The sequence below is a fragment of the Thalassotalea sp. LPB0316 genome (assembly GCF_014898095.1).
Classification (GTDB): domain Bacteria; phylum Pseudomonadota; class Gammaproteobacteria; order Enterobacterales; family Alteromonadaceae; genus Thalassotalea_G.
The window spans coordinates 1,942,111-1,964,510 of sequence record NZ_CP062946.1 but is presented as its reverse complement, the minus strand read 5'-3'; the positions used below and the strand labels follow the sequence as shown (position 1 = coordinate 1,964,510).

Sequence of the window (22,400 nt, the reverse complement as noted above, 5' to 3'; positions counted from 1 at the left end):
GTCGAGATAGCTTGATTCTACTTACTTGAGAAAAATTTTCAATCTCGTTGTTACAACACAATAGTGACTAGCTAACATTCAAGCATAGTCAATATCTGGTCAAGCAAGCAAAACCTTTGAAATAGCCAATGCAATCTTCATATAAAAAACAACGTCATACTTAAATAAAAAACACCGTCATACCCGAGTCGTCGGGTATCTCAAAACAATAGCCCCCATCCAAGAGATTCCCGATAACAACATTCGGGAATGACGAAATGTATTGTATGGACACCGTCATACCCAAATAAAAAACACCGTCATACCCGAGTCGTCGGGTATCTCAAAACAATAGCCTCCTATTCAAGAGATTCCCGATAACAACATTCGGGAATGACGAAATGTATTTTATGGACACCGTCATACCCGAGTCGTCGGGTATCTCAAAACAATAGCCCCCATCCAATAGATTCCCGATAACAACGTTCGGGAATGACGAAATGTATTGTATGGACACCGTCATACCCAAATAAAAAACACCGTCATACCCGAGTCGTCGGGTATCTCAAAACAATAGCCTCCTATTCAAGAGATTCCCGATAAGAACATTCGGGAATGACGAAATGTATTTTATGGACACCCTCATACCCAAATAAAAAACGCCGTCATACCCGAGTCGTCGGGTATCTCAAAACAACGGCCCCCATTCAAGAGATTCCCGATAACAACATTCGGGAATGACGAAATGTATTTTATGGACACCGTCATTACCAAATAAAAAACGCCGTCATACCCGAGTCGTCGGGTATCTCAAAACAATAGCCCCCATCTAAGAGATTCCCGATAACAACATTCGGGAATGACGAAATGTATTGTATGGACACCGTCATTACCAAATAAAAAACACCGTCATACCCGAGTCGTCGGGTATCTCAAAACAATAGCCCCCATCTAAGAGATTCCCGATAACAACATTCGGGAATGACGAAATGTATTGTATGGACACCGTCATTACCAAATAAAAAACACCGTCATACCCGAGTCGTCGGGTATCTCAAAACAATAGCCCCCATCCAAGAGATTCCCGATAACAACATTCGGGAATGACGAAATGTATTAAGCGGAAGTAACACCAACTTCGTCATACCGAGTAATCGGGTAGCTGATATATTCCACTTCACTTACAAATAAAACGTAATCGATTCATTTTTCTTTACAAATTAACCAAAAAATATGCTCAAATACTTGTGTTTAAACGCAATTGCCCCATATAAAATGGTAACGTAGCCATTAACAAATAATAAGATTTAAAATAGATATGTCATTACAAGCTTTTAATACCTTGCAACAGCATTTAGCAAGCCAAATCATTGGCCAATCATCTCTCGTTGAAAATTTACTTATTGCCTTACTTGCTGATGGCCACCTTATCGTTGAAGGTCCTCCGGGCTTAGCCAAAACCCGTGCGGTTAACGAACTAGCTAAAGGGTTAGAAGCTGACTTCCACCGCGTTCAGTTCACCCCTGACTTACTTCCTGCCGACTTAACAGGTACCGATATTTATCGTCCAGAAGATGGCAGTTTCAAATTTCAAGCAGGCCCACTATTTCGCAACCTCGTCTTAGCCGATGAAATTAACCGTGCGCCAGCTAAAGTACAATCTGCGTTATTAGAGGCAATGGCCGAAGGGCAAATTACTGTCGGTAGAAACACCTATAAATTACCCGACTTATTCCTTGTCATGGCAACCCAAAACCCCATTGAGCAAGAAGGAACTTACCCGTTACCAGAAGCCCAACTTGACCGTTTTCTCATGCACCTTGATATCAACTACCCAGATGCAGCCAGTGAATTAGAAATTTTAAAGCTTAACCGTGGTGAAGCATTAAACAAAACCGCCGCGCCGGTTAAAGAAATAACTCAAGCCGATATCTTTTCAGCGCGTGAGCAAGTGCTCAGTATTCACATGGCCGATGCAGTAGAAAAATACATTGTTGATTTAATTATCGCCACGCGAACCCCTGAGAAATACGACGACAAACTAAAACAATGGATCGCCTTTGGCGCTAGCCCGCGTGCAACCATTGCCCTCGATCGCTGTGCCCGTGCTAGAGCTTGGTTACACGGTCGTGACTTCGTCAGCCCAGAAGACGTTCAAGCTGTTTTTCACAATGTTTTGCGCCACCGCATTTTATTGAGCTACCAAGCTGAAGCTGAAGGCCTAACAGCCAACCAAATTCTCGATCACTTATTATCATTAGTCGCGGTTGGATAAACACCGAGTGAGTGCTAAAGGTGAGTCTGATGTGGTTTAACAAAAAAGCATCTGCCGGTAATATACAAAGTGTTGAGCAACAACTAAAAGCAGCCAACACCAATGGTATTGCGTTATCAATTGACGAGCTGATCGCTTATCAAGCCAAGTCTGCGCTGATAAATTTAGCGCCGCGTCAACAATTACATGGCAAAATGTCAGGTAACTACCTCGCGCGCAGTAAAGGGCGTGGCATGGAGTTTGATGAAGTTCGTCACTATCAAACCGGTGACGATATTCGGACCATTGATTGGCGCGTAACCGCTCGCACTGGTGAAACCCATACCAAATTATTTCGCGAAGAAGTTGAGCGACCAGTACTGATTGCCACCGACTTTAGCCAAAGTATGCATTTTGGTAGTCAATTATTGTTTAAATCAGTCCAGGCTGGCCATTTAGCCGCATTGCTTGCTTGGCATGCCAAATCACGTGGTGATCGCATCGGTGGTATTGTCTTTAATGAAGCACAGCATATCGAGCTAAAACCTCGCTCGCGTCAACAAGGTGTTTTACATTATTTACATGCGCTGTGTGAAATCCAGCAACCACTATCTTCACCTCACTTAGAAAACCATTTCCAAGACAACTGCCGCCGTTTACGGCAATTAGCTAAGCCTGGGGCACTCGTTTATTTGATCACCGATGGCCATCAGTTAAATCAAGATAACATTAACGATTTAATGATGATCTCTCGCCACTGCGAATTAGTGATCTGTTTGATTTCAGATCCGTTAGAGTTAGAGCTGCCGCAAACGAATAACAAGCAAGCGGTTACCCTATCTGATGGCGAGAACCAACAACAAATGGTGTTAGGCGATCAAGCGTCAGCCAAGCAATATCACGCAATGGCGAGTAATTTATACCAACAGCGATTAGCACTATTAAAAAGATCGGGCGGGCGCGTGCTTAATATTTCGGCGGCGCAATTACTCGAAGAACAAATAAAAGCAGAGGTTAACGCGTGGACCCGTTAGCACAGTTACACGATATTCAAACACCAGAGCCCATTGGTAGCTTTCCGCTAGCAATCGGTTGGTATATTCTAATCGTACTAGCGATTGTTGCTGTAGTGGCGATTACCCGCGTTATTTGGCTGGCAAGAAAACGTCGTAAACAGCAAAAACAAGCCATGCTTGCGCTAGCACAAACTAACAATAATCAAGAGGTTATTGAAATAATAAAGTGGGCAGCCCTGGCCTATTTTCCTCGTCAACAAGTCGCGAAACTATACGGCCATGCCTTGTTTGAGTTTCTCAGTAAAACATTACCGGCGAACAAGCAAAGCCAGTTTAAAAGCTTAGCTAAAAACAACTTTGAAACCCTTTACCAACGCAATAACCAAGACGACAATTCGCTTCAAGCAGCTGCCACATTTTGGTTAAAACATGCGTTGCCAGCTAAAGGAGTGAGCGATGTTTAGCTTTGAATGGCCATGGTTACTCACGCTTAGTGTACTCCCGCTATTGGTTTATTGGTTGCCGAGTAAAGGCACTCGTACGCAAAGTGCATTAAGAGTACCGATCAAGCTCGATGGCTTGAATACCCAAACCACAGCGCCAAGTCGCTCAAAAGTATCACTTTTCACGCTAATAATTATTTGGCTGTTATTAGTTGTTTCAGCCGCAAGGCCACAATGGTTAGGAGAGCCGATTAATATTCCTAACCAATCACGGGAAATGATGATCGCCGTTGATTTATCGGGCTCAATGCAAATTGAAGACATGTCACTACACGGTGCTAACGTCAATCGTTTAGACATGCTAAAAGAAGTGTTAGGCGACTTTATTAAACGTCGCGTGGGCGATAGGTTAGGTTTGATCCTCTTTGCCGATGACGCTTACATGCAAACCCCGATGACATTTGACCGAGCAACGGTAGCCCAAATGCTTGACGAAGCAGTGATTGGCCTAGTCGGTAAGAAAACAGCAATCGGCGATGCTATGGCACTGGCAGTAAAGCGCTTCAATCAAAAGGATCAGTCAAACCGCGTCTTGTTATTAGTCACTGACGGGCAAAATACCGCAGGTAAAATAACACCCGAGCAAGCACTCGAATTAGCGGTTGCGCAAAATGTGACAATTTACACCATAGGGATTGGCGCTGATGAAATGCTCCAGCGCACCATTTTCGGTACCCGTAAAGTTAACCCATCGGCAGAGCTTGATGAAAAGTCACTGAAAAATATTGCTGAGCAAACCGGTGGCCAATATTTTCGCGCCCGCGATAGCCAAAGCATGAATGAAATTTATCAGCAATTAGACAACCTTGAACCGGTCGAGCAAGAGCAGCAGCAAATGCGTCCGCGTACTGCACTATTCTTCTACTCATTAGCAGCCGCCTTAGCGATTGCTATGCTTGCACTTATCCTAAAAGCACTGCCAAGTTTCGGCTACCAAACAAAGGAGCAGAGCAATGGCTGATTTTCACTTTTTACGTCCGCTGTGGTTTATTGCCCTACTCGCCCTGCCACTGATCATTTGGTTGCTAAAAAAGCTCAGCTATCAATACTCTGGCTGGCAGCAAGTTATTCCAGCGCACTTACAACAAGTGCTTATGGCAAACAATAGCAACAAACAGCAAACCTCTGCGGTTTTGCCGGTTGTTATCTATCTACTCGTGATCACGGCACTTGCAGGGCCAACCTATCAAAAATTGCCGCAACCAGTATTTAACGTAGAGCGCGGCTCAGTGATCGTAATGGATATGTCTTATTCAATGTATTCAACCGATATCGCGCCAAATCGACTCACCCGAGCTCGTTTTAAAGCCATCGATATTCTCGATAACATTAACGAAGGTGATATCGGCTTAGTGGCCTATGCCGGTGCAGCGTTTATTATTAGCCCACTCACACAAGATATTAATAATATCAAACTGTTACTGCCAAGCTTAACGCCAGAAATCATGCCCGAAGTAGGCAGCGACCCGTTTCCTGCCCTATTAACAGCAAACGATATGTTAGTGAATGCCGGCCATTTAAAGGGCGATATTTATTGGCTAACCGACGATGTTGATCGCTTTGATCTTGAAGCTATCCAAGAATTCATTAAAGATTATCCACATCGCTTGAATATTTTAGGGATTGGCAGCACCGAAGGAGCACCAATCACCCTGCCAAATGGTGAATTATTAAAAGACGATAGCGGCCAAATCGTTATCCCTAAGTTACCTGTAGGAAAACTTAACGGCCTAGCCAGCCAAAGTGGCGGGCAGTATCGAACAATAAGTCATAACAATAGCGATATTGAAGCGTTAACAAGCTATCAGCTGCCAAGTGATTCCAAAGAGCAAGATGAAGAGCAATCCCAGCTTGGCGATAGCTGGCAAGAACTTGGCCCTTATCTCGTGTTATTAATTTTACCTTTAGTACTGAGTTATTTTCGACGTGGCGTTATTCTCAGCTTAGCGCCGCTCGCGTTTTTGATTATGCCAAATGCCCCTGCAATTGCGCAAAATGCGCCGGAACAATCAACACAAGCAACAGCACCACAGCAGCCTTCAGCTATAGAACAAAGCTGGCAAAACCTGTGGCAAACGCAAAATCAACAAGCACAGCAAAAATATAACAACCAACAATTTGCGCAAGCAGCTCAACAATTTGAAGATCCGATGTGGCAAGCCAGTGCCCACTATCGCGCGGGTAACTATCAAGCGTCTGTCGATGCTCTCGAGGGGCTTAATAACCCTAGCGCACTGTATAACAAAGGCAATGCCTTAGCCAAGTTAGGTAAATTTGATGATGCCATAGCAGCTTACGAACAAGCATTGGAACAACAACCCGATTTTGAGCAAGCCAGCAATAACAAAAAGTTGTTGGAGCAATTAAAAGATCAACAAGAGCAGCAGAATCAACAACAAGATCAGTCTCAGCAGCAAGGCAACCAGAATAACCAGCAACAAGACCAACAAGGTCAACAGCAAGGTGATCAAGAGCAGTCTGAGCAAAATAGTGACCAAAGAGAAGATCAGCAAGGCAGTCAGCAACAAGACCAGCAAAGCCAAGAACAGCAAGAGAACGACAAACAAGATCAACAGCAAAATAACCAAAATCAAGAGTCGCAGAGCCAGCAAGACAAACAACAAGAGCAGCAAGAGCAAAACGCTCAAGCTCAGCAAAACGAGCAAGAGCAGAAAGCTCAACAAATGAGTCAGGCACAAGCTCAACTTGACGAGCAAAAACAAAAAGAGCTCGAGCAAAAGCACATGCAATTACTCAATAAAGTTACCGACGATCCTCACTTATTGTTGCGCAATAAAATGCAACTGGAATATCAAAAACGACGTCATCAAAACTCAGGAGCGAAGAAAAAGTGGTAAGGTTTTTAACAGCGTTTCTTTTTACGTTTACCTGCATAGCGAGCTATGCACTCGATAATGTTACAGCAACCGTTGATCGCAACCCTGTATTTAAAGGTGAATCTTTTATTTTAGAAGTCGTTGCCGATGACGAGGTTGACTCAGATGCCCTGGACACTTCAGCCCTATTAACTGACTTTATTGTTGGCAGAACGTCAGTAAGCTCGCAAACTAGCATGATCAACTTTAAAACATCCCGTTCAACCAGATGGAGTACGGTGTTAATCGCCAAGCGAACCGGCGAATTTGTGATCCCTGCGTTAAAAATTGAAGACAAGTACACTCAGCCAATTACGATAAAAGTACATTCGCCGCAAGATAGCTCAGCGAGTAACAATCGCGACTTGTTTATTACCAATGAAATATCTAATACCGAGCTTTATGTTCAGCAAAATATCACGTTAACGGTTAAATTACACTTTGCTGCCAACCTCAAACGCGGCAGTTTATCTGAACCGCAGTTAGAAAATGCAATCATCAAACAAATTGGCCAAGATCAAGAGTCTGACGCCATTATCAACGGCCGACGTTTTCGGGTAATTGAGCGCACCTATACCATCAGCCCGCAAGAAAGTGGCAACTTTACGTTAAAGTCCCCCCTCTTTTCAGGTGAAATCCAGTTGCAAACGTCCGGTGGCCGCTCAAGCTTTTTCTCGTTTGGCGAAACGAAATCGGTTAGTGTGATAGGTGAAGACATCAATCTAGCGGTTAAACCGATTCCAGAGGGGGTTTACGGTGCATGGTTACCCGCTGAATTATTGACAGTCCATGACGAATGGCAACCTGATCCGCAAGCGTTTGTTGTTGGCGAACCGATTACCCGAACTATCACTATTACGGCAGCAGGTTTGAGCCAAGAACAATTGCCAATAATCGAATTAGCTGAAATTGCTGATCTCAAGCTTTATCCAGATCAGGCGAATTTACATACGTCACTGAAGCAATCGCGCTTGGTTTCACAAAAAGTTCAGAGCTTTGCAGTTGTAGCGTCAAAACCCGGTGAATATACAATTCCTGCGTTTGAAATTCCATGGTGGAATACGGTCACTAATCGTCAAGAAGTTGCAAAAATTGCTAGCCAAACTATCACGGTAAAACCCAATCCAAATGCTAGCGCTAGCCTGCCCGCCGCTCCAGCGATTACTGATAACACGCAATTAACCCAACCAATGCCAGCGCCAGCTGTTGAAACGCAAATTGTCACCGTAGAAAAGACGCCGTGGTTGCAATGGCTATTCTTAGGTTTATGGCTACTGACGATGGCACTGTGGGCTTTAACAACTTACCTAGGTAAACGCAAAAACAAGGTTGAAAACAGCCAAGCTAGCACAGTTAATGAATACTACTTACAACTCTTATCAGCATGTAAGCAAGGCGACGGGGCGAAAGTTCAAACTTTACTTGTGCCTTGGTTAAACCTCAAAATAACACACGAAGGGTATCAACACGCAACGATTAGTAATACCGCTCAAGCGTGTGAATTAATTAACGATGATCGCTTTACTAAAGCGTTTAACGAGCTCCAAGAAAGTTATTACAGCAAAACGCAAAAGCCATGGAATGGCAAAGCATTGTTTGGCGCAATACAACAGGTTCAAAAAACGAAGTTAGGTGTTAATGCCAAGTCAAAGATCAGCTTGAATCCATAGCTGCCCCCTGCAGGGTTACAAGGTTTAAAGGTTTTAAGGTCTTAATGCTGTAGGGTTGGAAAGCGGGAGAGCAGGCAGGCTGTACGCGGTATGGCTCGAAAGCTGTAATGCTAGCTAACTTCGAGCGTCAAACTTTCGAGCCTTCTAGCCTTTCAACCTTTTAGCATTCAAGTCCTGTTAACCTTTTGCTAGCGTTGTAGTTTCTTATTCATCACTTGTTGGCTAACCAAACCAATAACAATGAAGCACAAGCCGACAATAGTTGCTGGGTGAATCGCTTCACCGAGAAATAGATAAATAAAACACAAAGAAAGAAATGGCGAGATGAATATCAACATACTTATTTGTGAGGTATTTGTCGCCTTTTTCAGGGCAAATAACCACAATACAAACGTGATGCCCATCTCAAACAAACCAACGTATATCGCACTCAATAAACCATACGTCGAAGGCATTTGCCATTGGTTTTGTACTGTCATGATCACCGCAATAACCGGTAAGCCAATACTAAAACACAAAAACAAGCTAACAATGGGATCAGCATTGTTTTTAGTATTAATAATCCAATAAAACGACCACAGTACGGTTGAGGCAAGGGCCAAACAAACACCTAAACCACTGGTAAAATTCAATTCGGTAAAGTTGCCTTGCGTTGAGATTACGGCCGCGCCAAAATAAGCTAACACGAGTGCTAACCCATCAAACTTAGTTAAACGTTGACCAAGCAACGGTACCGCCAATAAACTCAGGGTAATTGCCCACGTATAATTAAGGGTTTGTGCTTGTTGGGCGGGTAATAAATCATAAGCTTCAAACAACACCATATAGTACAGCGCTGGATTGATTAGACCTAGTTGAGTAAAGCGCCATGGGGCAGACTTAAAACTTGGCAGTATTTGGTTTAACTTGTTTTGTTTAAGCAAGATTAAAGACAATAACAGCCATGTTGTCAGCGAAGCATAAAATAGTAACTGGGTTGGACTTAAATGGGCTAATGCCAGCTTAAACGCGGTAGCAACCGTTGACCAAAGTAGCACAGCCGCCAAACCAAACTTGATGGCTGATTGTTGATTTTTTTCCATACAAGGCTTGTTATTTCAACTTATTGAAGCGTGTTAGCTTATCCATTTGCCATTTGTGTTTGTTCATCTGCCCAAACTACAGCATCGTGATACGCTTTAACCACATCTTCTTTGTTAAGCCCTAATTTATCGATAATCGTTTGCACCGCGTCAAATTCCGCTTTTTCGATTTTTTCAGATAATAAAATCAATGCAGCCATAACACCTTTGCCCGTAATCAATGGCGCTTTGATTTCTTGTGCAAGTGGTAATTTATCGAGTACAACCCCTATCTCTTCGTCAAGGATGGCATCAATCAATGACAACAAGCCAATTAAAAAGGTAGTAGACGTATCCACTTTATCAGGCATTATCGCACCAATATTCTCACAGAACTTAGCTCGCGCCATTGATAATTTGACTAACTCAGATGGTTTGTCTGGGTTCATATTTGATGCGAATAACAAGCCCAGAAACTTCTTCAGCTCTGCAATACCCAAAATAACCAGAGCCTGCTTAATTGTTGAAATTTCTGTTCTGCGTCTAAACAATGGCGAGTTAACGTAACGCAATAATTTATACGATAAGGTCACGTCGCGTTCAAATACCGATGTAATGGCAACGAGATCTAACTCTGGCTTAGACATTTCGTACAATAACTCTGCCATAGCCAATTGAGATGGCGATAAATTTCTTGCTTTAACCACTTCAGGTTTTGAAAAGAAGTAGCCCTGGAACAACTCAAAGCCAAGGTCAACGCACTGTTGATATTGCTCTGGTGTTTCAACTTTTTCAGCTAATAAGGTAATTTGAGGGAATGATTGGATGGCATTTTTAATCTCGTGAATTTCTTCAACGCTAGTTTCGAGCATATCAACTTTGATAATGTCGACATAAGGGTAGAAATGCGCCCAAACTTTTTGGTGCTTATAGTCATCGAGTACTAAGGTATAACCGAGCTCTTTTAATTTTTGACATTCAGCCAACAAGCGTTTACCAGGTTTAACCGTTTCTAAAATTTCTATCACCACTTCATCGGTAGCGAGCATAGTCGCATAACCTTTTAAAATGGTATCTAAAGTGAAGTTGATAAAAGCAGGTTTACCATGGGTAAACTCAACAACGCCAGCGTTAAAACGACTCGCTTCAATCATTTTAGTGGTGGCTTCATCACCGTCGATGTGCTCAGGAAACACATTGTCTAAGCCTTCACGAAATAGCAACTCATAGGCATAAAGCTCTTTCTCTTTATTTAAAATGGGTTGCCTGGCAGCGTAAAAATACATGAATTGTTAAACCTATTGACCTTAAAACTTATCTACATTGAACAAGTACTACATTAAAGTTTAAGTTGCAACAGCCTAATTAGAGCTGCTGCAAATACACTATTTATTCTTGTTTTTCGTTTAATTGATGATAAACCGCTTCCGCTGGATTATCACCTTGTGTTAACAAGCTTACTACATAACCAGCAATACTTGCCATGATAAATGCAGGAACTATTTCATATAAATCGAAAATGCCGCCTGATAACTGTTTCCAAATAATAACGATTAACGCGCCGTTAACAATTGTTGCTAATGCGCCCTGTTTTGTATACTTCGGCCAGTATAAGCTAAATAAAATGGCTGGGCCAAACGCAGCCCCAAAACCAGCCCACGCATAACTGACAAGATCAAGTACCGAACTGTCAGGGTTAGTTGCCACCCATGTTGCGATTAGTGCAATCGCTAATAAAGAAAAGCGCGTTAACCAAACAAGTTGATTATCACTCGCCGGTTTTTTAACGATATTTTTGTAAAAATCTTCCACAATAACACTGGAGCAAACCAATAATTGTGAGTCGATTGTACTCATGATCGCAGATAAAATAGCAGCGATTAGCACACCTGCTACCCAAGGGTTCAATACCGCCTGTGTGAGGAATATAAATACGGTTTCAGGATTAGCTAACGGCGCTTGAGCAAAATAAGCCGAACCAACAAGGCCGACACCTAATGCACCAATAAGTGAGATAATCATCCAACTCATCGCTATATTACGAGATTTAGGAATATCTTTAGTTGAGCGAATAGCCATAAAACGCGAAAGTATGTGCGGTTGACCAAAATACCCCAATCCCCATGCCAATAACGAAATAAAGCCTAACCAAGTAAAACCTTTGGTCAGTGAAGCATAATCGGGGTTAATTTCATTTAAAATCGCAGTGGTGTTATCGAGACCACCTAAATCGTTGATCGCAACAATCGGAAGAATGATCAGCGCAAGTAACATCAAACAACCTTGGAAAAAGTCCGTCCAACTCACGGCTAAAAAGCCGCCTAAAAAGGTGTAAGACACAATGACTAGCGCACCAATAAACAAGGCATTTAAGTAATCAAGCCCGAAAACCTCTTCAAATAAAATAGCTCCGCCAACTAAGCCAGACGAAACATAAAAGGTGAAAAACACTAAAATGGTCAGCGCTGAAACAAATCGCAGTGTGTGTGATGTATCGTTAAAGCGACGCTCTAAAAACTCAGGAATAGTTAAGGAGTCACTTGCTTTTTCAGTAAAGCTTCTTAATTTTGGCGCAACTAACAACCAGTTAAAAAAGGCACCAACAACTAGGCCAACACCAATCCATACCTCACTGACCCCAGATAAATAGACTGCACCGGGTAAGCCAAGTAACAACCAGCCGCTCATGTCTGACGCACCGACACTCAAAGCGGTAACAGCAGGCCCTAATTGACGGCCACCAAGAATGTAATCACTTAAAGTATCGGTCGCTTTATAGGCAAAGAAGCCAATACCGAGGGTAACGAAAAGGTAACCGATAAAGGTAATAATTGTAGGAAGTTCGAATGTCATACCGCTAAGTTAATTATAATAATTTGTGTTAATTTATCATAATGAACTTAGCTTGTACTCTCTAGTGTTATTAGATGGTTTGCGGTAATTTTCAGCTAAGTTGACCAACGCACACTCGTTTCAACACTTTCTTGCCACTTTGTTAATTCTTCATTTTCATCACCAATAATGACAATATTTGAACGTTGATAAGCAACGGCGCGGCCTCTGAACTTTTCATCAGCAAATTGTGATTCAATGGTAAGTTTGTCATTTTGCGGAATAACAAACACAGTTACTGGACTAGTTTCACCTTTAAAGACTAAATGTAGGCTTTTCATACCGTCAAACCGGCAATACTCCGCTGAAATTAATTCACCAATATGGTCTGAAAAGCTGCCGTTAAAGGTCGCCATTTTGTTATTTAACGACGCTAGCGTGACATTAGCGGGCATAGTATTGGCGAATTCACCATCTTCGTGATGAATGTGAGCAAGCGCATGATCCGACAATGAATTATACGCCGAAGAAAACTGTAAGACATTCAGGCTAAGACCAAGCGCAAACGCCACAGATGCTGCTAAGGCAAGATGCACGCGCTTTTTCTTTTGTTGCTGCCTGTGACTGACAAAAGTCTGCTTTAAAATGAGCTTTTGCGTTAAGTCACTGGGTACATCAATCGCTAACGCCTGCTTAATATCGCGATCAAGATCAGTTAATTCATTAACAAACTGCTCTCGTGAAGCATCTTCTTTGATCGCCTGGCGTGTTTCTTCATCTAGGTTAGACGGATCTGCATATACATTACGTCTAAATTGCAAATCATCCATTGTAAAAACCTCTTGATTTTGGCTCTTCATCTACTAATTCTTTTAACTGATTACGGGCTCTAAAAAGCCGAGTCATTACCGTATTTTTATTTAATGACAAAATACTTGCGATTTCATCACCACTAAATCCACCGAGTACTTGCAATACTAAAGGTTCGCGATACTCTTCGGGTAATGAGGCTATTTTTTCTCGTAGCCAGTGATTTTCTATTTGCTGCTCATTCGATGTTGCACGGGTATCATCAATGGCTGATTCTTCATATTCACCCATATCAAATTGCTTGCGCTCAAAGCGCCTCGCATTCTCTCGACGTAAAATCGTAATCAACCAAGATTTGGCCGCCTTTTCGTCTTTTAACGAGTCGAGCGAACGCCATGCGCGCAAAAACGTTTCTTGCACGACATCTTCAGCAACGTGTTTGTCTTTGCAAAGCCAGTAGGCATAGCGATATAAATCACCACTCCAAGCCTGTACTAAAGCTTCGTATCTGTGTTGTTTTGTCGTCATGCTGAAATAGACCTGAGCGCATTAGAAAAAATTTCTGATAATTTTCATTTTATGACAAATTTTTATCAAAGGAAGGAAAAAGCAAAGGATTACCCAGTACGATTCATAGCCGAGCTGTCGGGTATCTCACAACAATAGATTCCCGCCTTCGCGGGAATGACGGATGTTATTGAGCAGTTGAATCACGAAAAAACCGAAAGAGAAAAGTAAGTCGTCATGCCCGAGCAATCGTACTAATCGGGGTCAGAGTTAGCGAACTCTGACCCCAAACCTCTTTAACCCGCTATTTCGCCGAAGTCGGAAAAGATCCCCTTTGTGCCCATAACTGATGCCTGTCAACAATAGATTCCCGCCTCCGCGGGAATGACGGATGTTCTTGAGCGGTTGAATGACGAAAAAGCCTAAAGAGAAAAGAAAGTCGTCATACCCGAGCAGTCGGGTATCTCACAACAATAGATTCCCGCCTCCGCGGGAATGACAGATGTTCTTGAGCGGTTGAATGACGAAAAAACCGAAAGAGAAAAGTAAGTCGTCATACCCGAGCTGTCGGGTATCTCACAACAATAGATTCCCGCCTCCGCGATGTATGGACTCCCTCCCTCTGGGGGAGTAACGTAATAAGTGCCTAAACTTTTACCTTGGAGTCCATACAAATGAATAATAACGTTATTGCCATCGATTTAGCAAAGTCTTCTTTTCATGCCTGTGTTATAACAGATAAAAACAAAGTGCTCACAGATAGAAGTTTTACTAGGGCATCATTAACTAATTGGTTAATTAAGCAGAAACCAGCGACCGTTGTCATGGAAGCCTGTGGCTCTTCACATTACTGGGCTAGATTTGCAGAGCAACACGGTCACAAGGCAAAAATCATCCCGACCAAATCCGTTACCCCCTTTCGCCAGGGCCATAAAACCGATAAGAACGACGCCTTGGCAATAGGCGTAGCTTCAAAACAACCGAGAGTAAAGTCTGTAGCCATCAAAACCGTTGAGCAACAAGGTTTACAGTCGATAGAAAGAATGCGTCAACATCTGAGTGACCAGTTAACAGCAATGAGTAATATGCTTAGGGCGTTAATATCTGAATTTGGCATCACCATCCCCAAAGGTATTTCGGCATTTAAAAAGCGCATTCCTGAAATACTCGAGGATGGAGAAAACGAGCTGCCTTTTGCTTTTCGAGAGCAAATAAGCAATATGTATCAACTGTATTTAGTTATCGAAGCGCAAGAGCAACACATTGAAAAACAACTAGGCTTACTGATTAAACAGCAAGCGCAATGCCAGTCTCTAATGGCACTAGAAGGTGTCGGGCCGGTTAATGCGCTTGGCCTTTATATTGCCCTTGGAAATCAAGGTAGTAGTTTTAAAAATGGGCGAGAAGCCTCGGCTTGTATAGGCCTTACACCGAAGCAATATAGTACCGGAGGAAATATTGTACTCGGTACCATAGGTAAAAAGTGTGGTAACAAACGGCTACGCTCAACGTTAATCCAAGGTGCTTTGGCTTATGTGAAAGTCGTGGATAAACGGCAACCTAAAAACAACAAAGAAATATGGATTAAACAGTTGATAGCAAAAGGTAGTCTTAAAAAAGCGGCGGTAGCATTAGCCAACAAAACGGTTCGAACCGCTTGGGCGATGTTAAGCCATGATAGTCAATATCAAAAACCAGCTGAGCTACACCACTAAATTAGACAACCCATCAATTAAGTTATAGGAAATTACATCTTTATTTAATGCGATTAAAAAATAGGTAAGACCGACCTCCAAGAGCCTGCTCATTCCCTCGGTATAAAATACCGTCACCTCGATGAGGCATGGAGGTGCGAATACATCAGGGGCCAGAGTTCGCTACTCAAATAGAGCCCGAATATACGGACGCACCTTTCCTACTTAACATTGCAAAAAATAGGTTGTAATTATCCGGGAGTCCATATACGGGAATGACAGATGTTCTTGAGCGGTTGAATGACGAAAAAACCGAAAGAGAAAAGTAAGTCGTCATACCCGAGCTGTCGGGTATCTCACAACAATAGATTCCCGCCTCCGCGGGAATGACGGATGTTCTTGAGCGGTTGAATTACGAAAAAAACGAAAGAGAAAGTAAGTCGCCATACCCGAGCTGTCGGGTATCTCACAACAACAGATTACCGCCTCCGCGGGAGTGACGGATATTCTTGAGCGGTTGAATGACGAAAAAACCGAAAGAGAAAAGTAAGTCGTCATGCCCGAGTCGTCGGGTATCTCACAACAACAGATTACCGCCTCGGCGGGAATGACGAAAAATATTAAATAAGCCTACTCAAACCCATTAGGGTTTTGAGACTGCCAACGCCATGTGTCTTCTATCATCGCCGTTAAGTCACGCTCGGCTTGCCAATCTAGCAAGTTATTGGCAATGTCAGCATTCGCATAAACTGTTGCGATATCACCGGCACGGCGCGGTGCAATTGCAAATGGAATGTCTTGACCACTAATCGATTTAAACGTGTTCACAATCTCTAATACTGAGGTGCCATTTCCCGTACCTAAGTTGATCGGCTGGCAACCTTTTATCGCGTCAATTTTTTGTAACGCCTTTACATGGCCAAGCGCTAAATCAACCACGTGGATGTAATCGCGCACACCTGTACCATCTGGTGTATCATAATCATCACCAAACACTTGTAGTTGCTTTAATCGGCCGACAGCAACTTGAGCAACATAAGGTAATAAGTTATTTGGAATACCATTAGGGTTTTCACCAATTAAACCTGAGTGATGCGCGCCAATTGGGTTAAAGTAACGCAAACAAGCTATTGACCATTCACTATCACTTTTAGCTAAATCAAACAAAATGTGCTCAATCATTAACTTAGTTTGGCCATAGGGATTAGTTGCCGATGTCGGCATTGATTCGTCAAGCGGCGATGTATTTTTATCGCCGTAAACCGTAGCTGAAGAGCTAAAGACAAGGTTCTTGACGCCGTGATTAGCCATCACTTGAAATAAGGTGACCGAGCCTGATACGTTATTGTGATAATAACTCAGTGGTATTTCATTAGACTCACCTACCGCCTTTAAGCCAGCGAAGTGAACAACGGCACTAATATCGTGTTGCTCGAAAACGTCATTCATCGCCTGCTCATCACAAATATCAGCTTTGATAAAAGTAGGCATTTTACCGGTGATGGTTTTAATACGATCAAGTACTTTGGTTGATGAATTTGAAAGATTATCAACAATCACAACTTCTTCGCCCAAATTCAGAAGTTCCACGACAGTATGGCTGCCAATATAGCCCGTTCCACCAGTAATTAATAAGCTCATGAAGAGTCCTTTTTATTTCACGTTTGACTGTAAAGCAGAACACTTTACAACTATAGAGAATAAGTTATAAGCAATAGTTATATCTTATATTTAGCATTTTCAAAATTGTATTCTATTATTACTCGCGTGACCAACATTTTAGGCAGGGAGCTTAAGCTAATGTAGTCACAGTAGCATGATGCTACTTAGGGAAGAAGCGTACAGGGAGTAGTACAAATCATGGATGATTATCTCTGCTTTTCTCTTTTTCCATAGTCCTTGAACTAATGATTGGAGATCAGCAGTAGTTCCCTACCCTGATCTCATTTTTTTAATCATTATCGTTTTATCTGGCCTTGCGAGTACTTTAATCGCTGTGCGTTTTACCGACTTTCCCAAATGTTTTTATTGAGAATTTGGTAGTTGCAGAACTTGTTCAGGAGATACCGGCCTCGACAATTGCTCCTGCATTGTTCTAATTACCTGCATCCATGTAGAGATTCACCGGTATGACGGCGTGATATTTTTGACTAGGTTATTAACGAATACATTAACGCCTTCCAACCTTCCAACCTTCTAGCCTTTCCGCCTTAACACCTTACAACTTTTTAGCGGTAATACTCAGCAACAACGTCAATAAATTTACCTAACTGATCTTTTGGTAAATTATTAATTCCAGCCGCTGCAGCTCGCCCACCACCTGTTTCAAACTGAGCACAAATATCGCCGGCACCTTGTTTGTTATTTAATGGCGCCCTCAAGCTTACCGTGTAAGTGTCATCAGCATTTAACGTGAATACGGCATGCGCTTTATGCGGTGCTTGGTTTGCCAATTCATTACCATAAACACCACTAACTCGACGTGACCAAGGCTCATCAATAAGCTCGACAACCGACAAAATATCAGAATCAAATAACACCGGAGATGCCTTCGCTTTAGCCATATCTTCTTGATATGCCTTCGCTAATTGATGATATACCGAATCCGGCTGATTAATTAAATCAAATGGATTGTCAAATTGAACTAACAACTTGAACAATTGATCTGGGGCAAAGTGTAAATCTTCAACATCACGGCCATAGCCGTTGTAATTAATATAAATACCAAAAGACTTCAACTGCTCAGCTTGCTTAGAAGACAAGCCATGCTTTGCTACCAAGGTATCAGCTGAAGCGGTCATGTTATCACCGTAAGCCGCGGCAATAGCCCAGTAGACATACTGTTCGTTAAGTCTTTCATTAACCAGTAAGCTAGTACAGGTATTTGGGTCGATATCTATGGTCACACTTAAGTTTTCAGCTTGAGGAATATCACCAGGGCGGTGATGATCGATATAGTCAACTGAAATACCTTTGGCCAATAGTGCGTTTAATCCTTCGATATTCTTCTCCATCGACACATCTAACACGGTAACACTCGTTGCTGTATCAATATCGACTCGTTTAACTAAAGAGATATCGCGTTTCACGCCGGTGATCAATTCACTATGCATTGGTTGAGCTAATCTCAATTGAACAAGGGCTAAAATGCCGTCAGCATCACCGTTAAACACATCAAAATGCATTATTTACTTTCCTTAATAAAGCCGTGTTCAACTAAATATCCAACAATTTGCTCTGCGCACGCTGCAATACTTTGTTCAGCCGTTTTCACATGGAGGTTCGGTGATTGAGGAACATCGTAAGCTGAGTCTATGCCGGTAAAATGCTTTATTTCACCCGCTCGCGCTTTTTTGTATAACCCCTTAGGATCACGCGATTCGCAAACCTCAATCGGTGTATCGATAAACACTTCAATAAACTCGCCTTCGGCAAGTTTATCTTTTGCCATTTGACGATCGCTAGCGAATGGCGAAATAAATGCGGTTGAAACAATAAGTCCAGCATCAGTAAAAAGCTTGGCAACCTCAGAAATACGGCGAATATTTTCAACACGTGCTTCATCACTGAAATCGAGATCGCCATTTAAGCCATGGCGAACATTATCACCATCAAGCAGATAAGAGTGACACCCCTTTTCAAACAACAAAGCATCAACCGCATTAGCAATAGTTGACTTACCTGAACCACTTAACCCCGTGTACCAAAGCAAACAAGGCTTTTGCTGCTTTTGTGCACTGCGTTGCTCTTTCGAAACAACTTGCGTATGCCAAACCGTATTTTCAGTTTTCATTCTACGTTCCAAAAAACTTTGGAGTCAGAGTCATTTAACTCTGCCCCCCCGCTAAATTTTAATGGGGTCAGAGTCAATTGACTCTGACCCCTCCAATAATGTTTACTCTGAACCCATCTTTAAAATGGGAATACACGCGGTATCATAAACAACACCGACGCACTATAAACAATTGATACAGGTAACCCAAACTTAACAAAATCAGTTAATTTGTAGTTGCCTGCGTTATACACCATAACATTGGTTTGATAGCCATATGGGCTAATAAAGCTACCACTGGCACCAAAAGCTACTGCCATAATAAACGGCATAGGATTAACGCCTAAACCAATCGCGATGTTATAGGCGATAGGAAAAACTAAAGCAGCAGCGGCATTGTTAGTCACTAACTCTGTGGTAATTAAGGTAATGATAAATATCGCAATAAAAGCGAAATAAACATCATGGCCATTTAATAATGCTTCAACATTACTGGCAATAATGTCTGATAACCCCGAGTTATTGAGCCCGTCTGCTAGCGTTAACGCACTCAAAACGATGATCCATATTTCAATCGGAAAGCGTCTTTTTATCTCGTTTAATGCCAGTGACTTAGAAAAGATCAGCGCAGCCAAATAAAAAATGAGGCAGGTTAATAACGAAATTTCAGTCAATACAGAAATCGCAATTGCCCCAACAAAACCAATGAAAGTTAACCAACTTTTCTTACCAACTAACATATTATCAGCCTCGTGGCCGGATAAAATATAGAAATTCTTAGTCAAGTTTGTTCGAGAACTAAAGTCATTACCTACTGCTAAAACAAAGAAGTCGCCTTCTTTAATAACCACCTCACCTAACTTGCCCGACAACCTTTCACCGTCTCTTCTTATCGCAACGACAGCGGCATCAAATCTTGCCCGAAAACCAGCTGATTTCAGCGTTTTACCAATAACAGTAGCACCAGGCTTTATCATCACCTCAGTTAGGTTGTTTTGTAATAATCCATCAATTTCAGCGAACGTAGACAAACCATCAAATTGTTTCAGGGTTAAAACTTTCGAAACATCACCGGTGAAGATCAATTTATCGCCTTGCTCTAATACTTCATCTGGAGCAACCGGCGAAATTAATCGCCCCCTTCGAATAACTTCAACCAAAAACAGCGAGTCTAGGTTTCGCAAACCGTTATCTTCTACGCTTCTGCCGATAAGCTTGGAGTCTTCCAACACTTTCGCTTCAACAAAATATTCATTGGTAGATACTTCTACTTTAGCCATATCAGGTAAACGCATCATGGTTAATGCGATAACGACAAAGCACGTTGATAAGACAAACAGCCCAACTAAAGTGAAATCAAAAAAGTTTAAAGAAGGTAGTCCCTGCTCAATAACTAATGAATTAACAATAAGGTTGGTTGATGTACCCACCAAAGTTAGTGTGCCACCTAGTATGGCGGCATAAGATACCGGTAATAAAATTTTACCTGGGTTTATCACCTTGTTGTTTTTGATCGAATTTAATAATGCGGCGACAACAGCCGTATTATTCAATAGTGCAGAAGACAAAGCCGTTAATGTTAACGTTTTAACGGATGACTTAATCTTAGAGCCGTTAAATAATTGACTAGATAGCTTAGCAAGTAAGGTTGTTCGCTCAAGCGCAAACGAACATATAATAAGCAGGATCAGCGTTACTAAACCAGGGTTTACGGCATTTTGAAACAACTTTTCCGTGTTTGTTAAAGAAAAAAGTAGCATGATTAAGCATGAGCTAGCAAAAACCTTCTCAGGGGCTTTTTGATACTTCACTAAGCCGATAAAAGTGCCAATAAAAATAAGCAGCATTAATACATGGCTTTGACTAGCAATGCTTGACATCATTTATTTTTATTTTCCATATCTTTTAACATTGATAGTAAAACTATTGAACGTAAATACATACTCTTTTCAGATCTACTATCAATATTAAAAACGCCTGCTATTGCAGGCGTTTTACACCAGTTAGATGCTACTGACCTAACAATTTGCCAATATCTCTGGCTCCCCAGTGCGGGAAGTGCTTACGAACAAGCGCGTTAAATTCTAACTCGAACTGAGATATTTGCTGTTCACTCGCACCTTCACCAATAGTATCTATCATACCTGCACCAACGGTAATATTAGTTAAGCGATCGATAACGATAAAGCTGCCAGTGAAGCGATTTTGCTGATAAGCGTCAAAGTGTAACTCTTCAGCCATCGCAAAAGATGCTTGGCCGATCTCATTAAGCCCTAATTCTTGAGTATCTGAAGTCTCAAGGGTATTAACATTAATCTTGTGATTAAACTTGCTCACAAAGCCAGTTGTAAGTTTTGAACCTTGCTTAATATAGTATTCACGGCCGAGCTCTAATGCATCTTCATGCATCCAAACGACGGTTGCGGATATATTTTTAGATGAATGCGGCAACATATCTTTGCGCACGATCATTTCACCGCGACTAATGTCAATTTCATCTTCTAAGGTTAAAGTAATCGCCATGCCTTTATCAGCTGTTTCTGCCTCGCCGTCAAAGGTAACTATCGATTTCACCTTACTTTCTTTACCGGAAGGAAGAGCAACAATGGTATCACCAACACGAACATGACCAGAAGCAACAGTACCGGCAAAACCTCGGAAATTAAGATTAGGACGATTTACATACTGCACAGGCAGACGAAATTCGGCAAACTCTTCTTCAGCATCAACATTAATCGCATTGAGAAGCTTCATTAAGGTAGAACCAGGATACCAACTCATGTTGCTGCTTTCTTCTACAACATTGTCACCTTTTAATGCCGAAATAGGCACAAAGCGTACATCGGTAAAATTTAAAGAATCAGCAAATTCACGGTATTCTTTTTTGATCGTCTGGTATACGTCTTGACTGTAATCAACTAAGTCCATTTTATTAACCGCAACCAGCACGTGCTTTATGCCCAATAATGAACAGATAAACGAGTGGCGACGCGTTTGTGTTTGAATACCATGACGAGCATCAACGAGAATAATCGCTAAATCACAAGTCGATGCACCTGTTGCCATATTACGCGTGTATTGCTCATGGCCTGGGGTATCGGCAATAATAAATTTGCGCTTTTCTGTTGAGAAATAACGATAAGCAACGTCAATAGTAATACCTTGCTCTCGCTCAGACTGTAAACCATCAACAAGTAAAGCTAAATCGACGGTTTCACCTGTAGTGCCTGATTTAACGCTGTCTTTTTCAATAGCCGCTAGCTGATCTTCGAAAATCATTTTAGAGTCATGCAATAATCGACCAATTAAGGTACTTTTGCCATCATCTACACTACCACAAGTTAAAAAGCGAACGAGCTCTTTCTCTTCATGTTGTTTTAGGTAACCAATAATATCTGTATCGATTAATTCTGATTGGTGAGACAT

17 protein-coding genes are annotated in these 22,400 nt (G+C 41.9%); 7 read left to right on the top strand and 10 right to left on the bottom strand.

All coding sequences use genetic code 11. The annotated features are described in order from the left end of the window. The first annotated feature begins 1,297 nt into the window (after positions 1-1,297). From LP316_RS08680 to LP316_RS08655, 6 genes are read left to right on the top strand one after another with little or no spacing between them, the layout of a single operon-like run. Positions 1,298-2,254: an AAA family ATPase gene (locus tag LP316_RS08680; protein WP_193020614.1), complete on the top strand. Its 957-nt coding sequence runs from the start codon at positions 1,298-1,300 to the stop codon at positions 2,252-2,254. Positions 2,255-2,283: 29 nt separating this feature from the next. Beyond that, positions 2,284-3,267 carry a DUF58 domain-containing protein gene (locus tag LP316_RS08675; RefSeq protein WP_193020613.1) on the top strand — a complete coding sequence of 328 codons (984 nt, stop codon included), beginning with the start codon at positions 2,284-2,286 and terminating at the stop codon, positions 3,265-3,267. Next, a complete protein-coding gene (locus LP316_RS08670; RefSeq protein ID WP_193020612.1) occupies positions 3,255-3,713 on the top strand; it encodes a DUF4381 domain-containing protein in 459 nt (152 codons plus the stop codon). Before LP316_RS08675 ends, LP316_RS08670 begins: the two co-directional genes overlap by 13 nt. Next, positions 3,706-4,713 (top strand): vWA domain-containing protein, encoded by a 1,008-nt coding sequence (locus tag LP316_RS08665; RefSeq protein ID WP_193020611.1) that lies wholly within the window; start codon positions 3,706-3,708, stop codon positions 4,711-4,713. The genes LP316_RS08670 and LP316_RS08665 overlap by 8 nt, the downstream gene beginning before the upstream one ends. Next, the gene (locus LP316_RS08660) at positions 4,706-6,610 is read left to right on the top strand and encodes a vWA domain-containing protein (protein ID WP_193020610.1); all 1,905 of its coding nucleotides are present in this window, start codon (positions 4,706-4,708) and stop codon (positions 6,608-6,610) included. The genes LP316_RS08665 and LP316_RS08660 overlap by 8 nt, the downstream gene beginning before the upstream one ends. Continuing rightward, the gene (locus LP316_RS08655; protein WP_193020609.1) at positions 6,604-8,298 is read left to right on the top strand and encodes a BatD family protein; all 1,695 of its coding nucleotides are present in this window, start codon (positions 6,604-6,606) and stop codon (positions 8,296-8,298) included. Before LP316_RS08660 ends, LP316_RS08655 begins: the two co-directional genes overlap by 7 nt. A gap of 188 nt (positions 8,299-8,486) precedes the next feature. On the opposite strand, the gene LP316_RS08650 is transcribed toward LP316_RS08655, so the two are convergent. From LP316_RS08650 to LP316_RS08630, 5 genes are all read right to left on the bottom strand, one after another. Continuing rightward, entirely contained in the window at positions 8,487-9,380 is an 894-nt protein-coding gene (locus LP316_RS08650) for a DMT family transporter (protein WP_193020608.1), read from the bottom strand. Between the two features lie 38 nt (positions 9,381-9,418). Then, the gene (locus LP316_RS08645) at positions 9,419-10,645 is read right to left on the bottom strand and encodes an EAL and HDOD domain-containing protein (protein ID WP_193020607.1); all 1,227 of its coding nucleotides are present in this window, start codon (positions 10,643-10,645) and stop codon (positions 9,419-9,421) included. Positions 10,646-10,748: 103 nt separating this feature from the next. Then, positions 10,749-12,212: a sodium/proline symporter PutP gene (gene putP, locus LP316_RS08640; RefSeq protein WP_193020606.1), complete on the bottom strand. Its 1,464-nt coding sequence runs from the start codon at positions 12,210-12,212 to the stop codon at positions 10,749-10,751. 95 nt (positions 12,213-12,307) lie between these two features. Beyond that, on the bottom strand, positions 12,308-13,021 hold the full coding sequence (locus tag LP316_RS08635; protein ID WP_193020605.1) for a DUF3379 family protein: 714 nt from the start codon (positions 13,019-13,021) through the stop codon (positions 12,308-12,310). Beyond that, positions 13,014-13,529 carry a sigma-70 family RNA polymerase sigma factor gene (locus LP316_RS08630; protein WP_193020604.1) on the bottom strand — a complete coding sequence of 172 codons (516 nt, stop codon included), beginning with the start codon at positions 13,527-13,529 and terminating at the stop codon, positions 13,014-13,016. Before LP316_RS08630 ends, LP316_RS08635 begins: the two co-directional genes overlap by 8 nt. 653 nt (positions 13,530-14,182) lie before the next feature. Here LP316_RS08630 and LP316_RS08625 point away from each other — a divergent pair. Beyond that, on the top strand, positions 14,183-15,223 hold the full coding sequence (locus LP316_RS08625) for an IS110 family transposase (protein ID WP_193020570.1): 1,041 nt from the start codon (positions 14,183-14,185) through the stop codon (positions 15,221-15,223). Between the two features lie 609 nt (positions 15,224-15,832). On the opposite strand, the gene galE is transcribed toward LP316_RS08625, so the two are convergent. From galE to cysN, 5 genes are all read right to left on the bottom strand, one after another. Continuing rightward, positions 15,833-16,843 (bottom strand): UDP-glucose 4-epimerase GalE, encoded by a 1,011-nt coding sequence (gene galE / locus LP316_RS08620; protein ID WP_193020603.1) that lies wholly within the window; start codon positions 16,841-16,843, stop codon positions 15,833-15,835. 587 nt (positions 16,844-17,430) lie between these two features. After that, complete coding sequence (locus LP316_RS08615) at positions 17,431-18,387, bottom strand: DHH family phosphoesterase (RefSeq protein ID WP_193020602.1); 957 nt, start codon at positions 18,385-18,387, stop codon at positions 17,431-17,433. After that, positions 18,387-18,995, bottom strand: a complete 609-nt coding sequence (gene cysC / locus LP316_RS08610; protein WP_193020601.1) for an adenylyl-sulfate kinase — start codon at positions 18,993-18,995, stop codon at positions 18,387-18,389. Before cysC ends, LP316_RS08615 begins: the two co-directional genes overlap by 1 nt. A gap of 119 nt (positions 18,996-19,114) precedes the next feature. Continuing rightward, positions 19,115-20,857, bottom strand: a complete 1,743-nt coding sequence (locus LP316_RS08605) for an SLC13 family permease (protein ID WP_226960701.1) — start codon at positions 20,855-20,857, stop codon at positions 19,115-19,117. A gap of 127 nt (positions 20,858-20,984) precedes the next feature. Beyond that, positions 20,985-22,400, bottom strand: coding sequence for a sulfate adenylyltransferase subunit CysN (gene cysN, locus LP316_RS08600; RefSeq protein WP_193020600.1), 1,416 nt, complete (start codon positions 22,398-22,400; stop codon positions 20,985-20,987).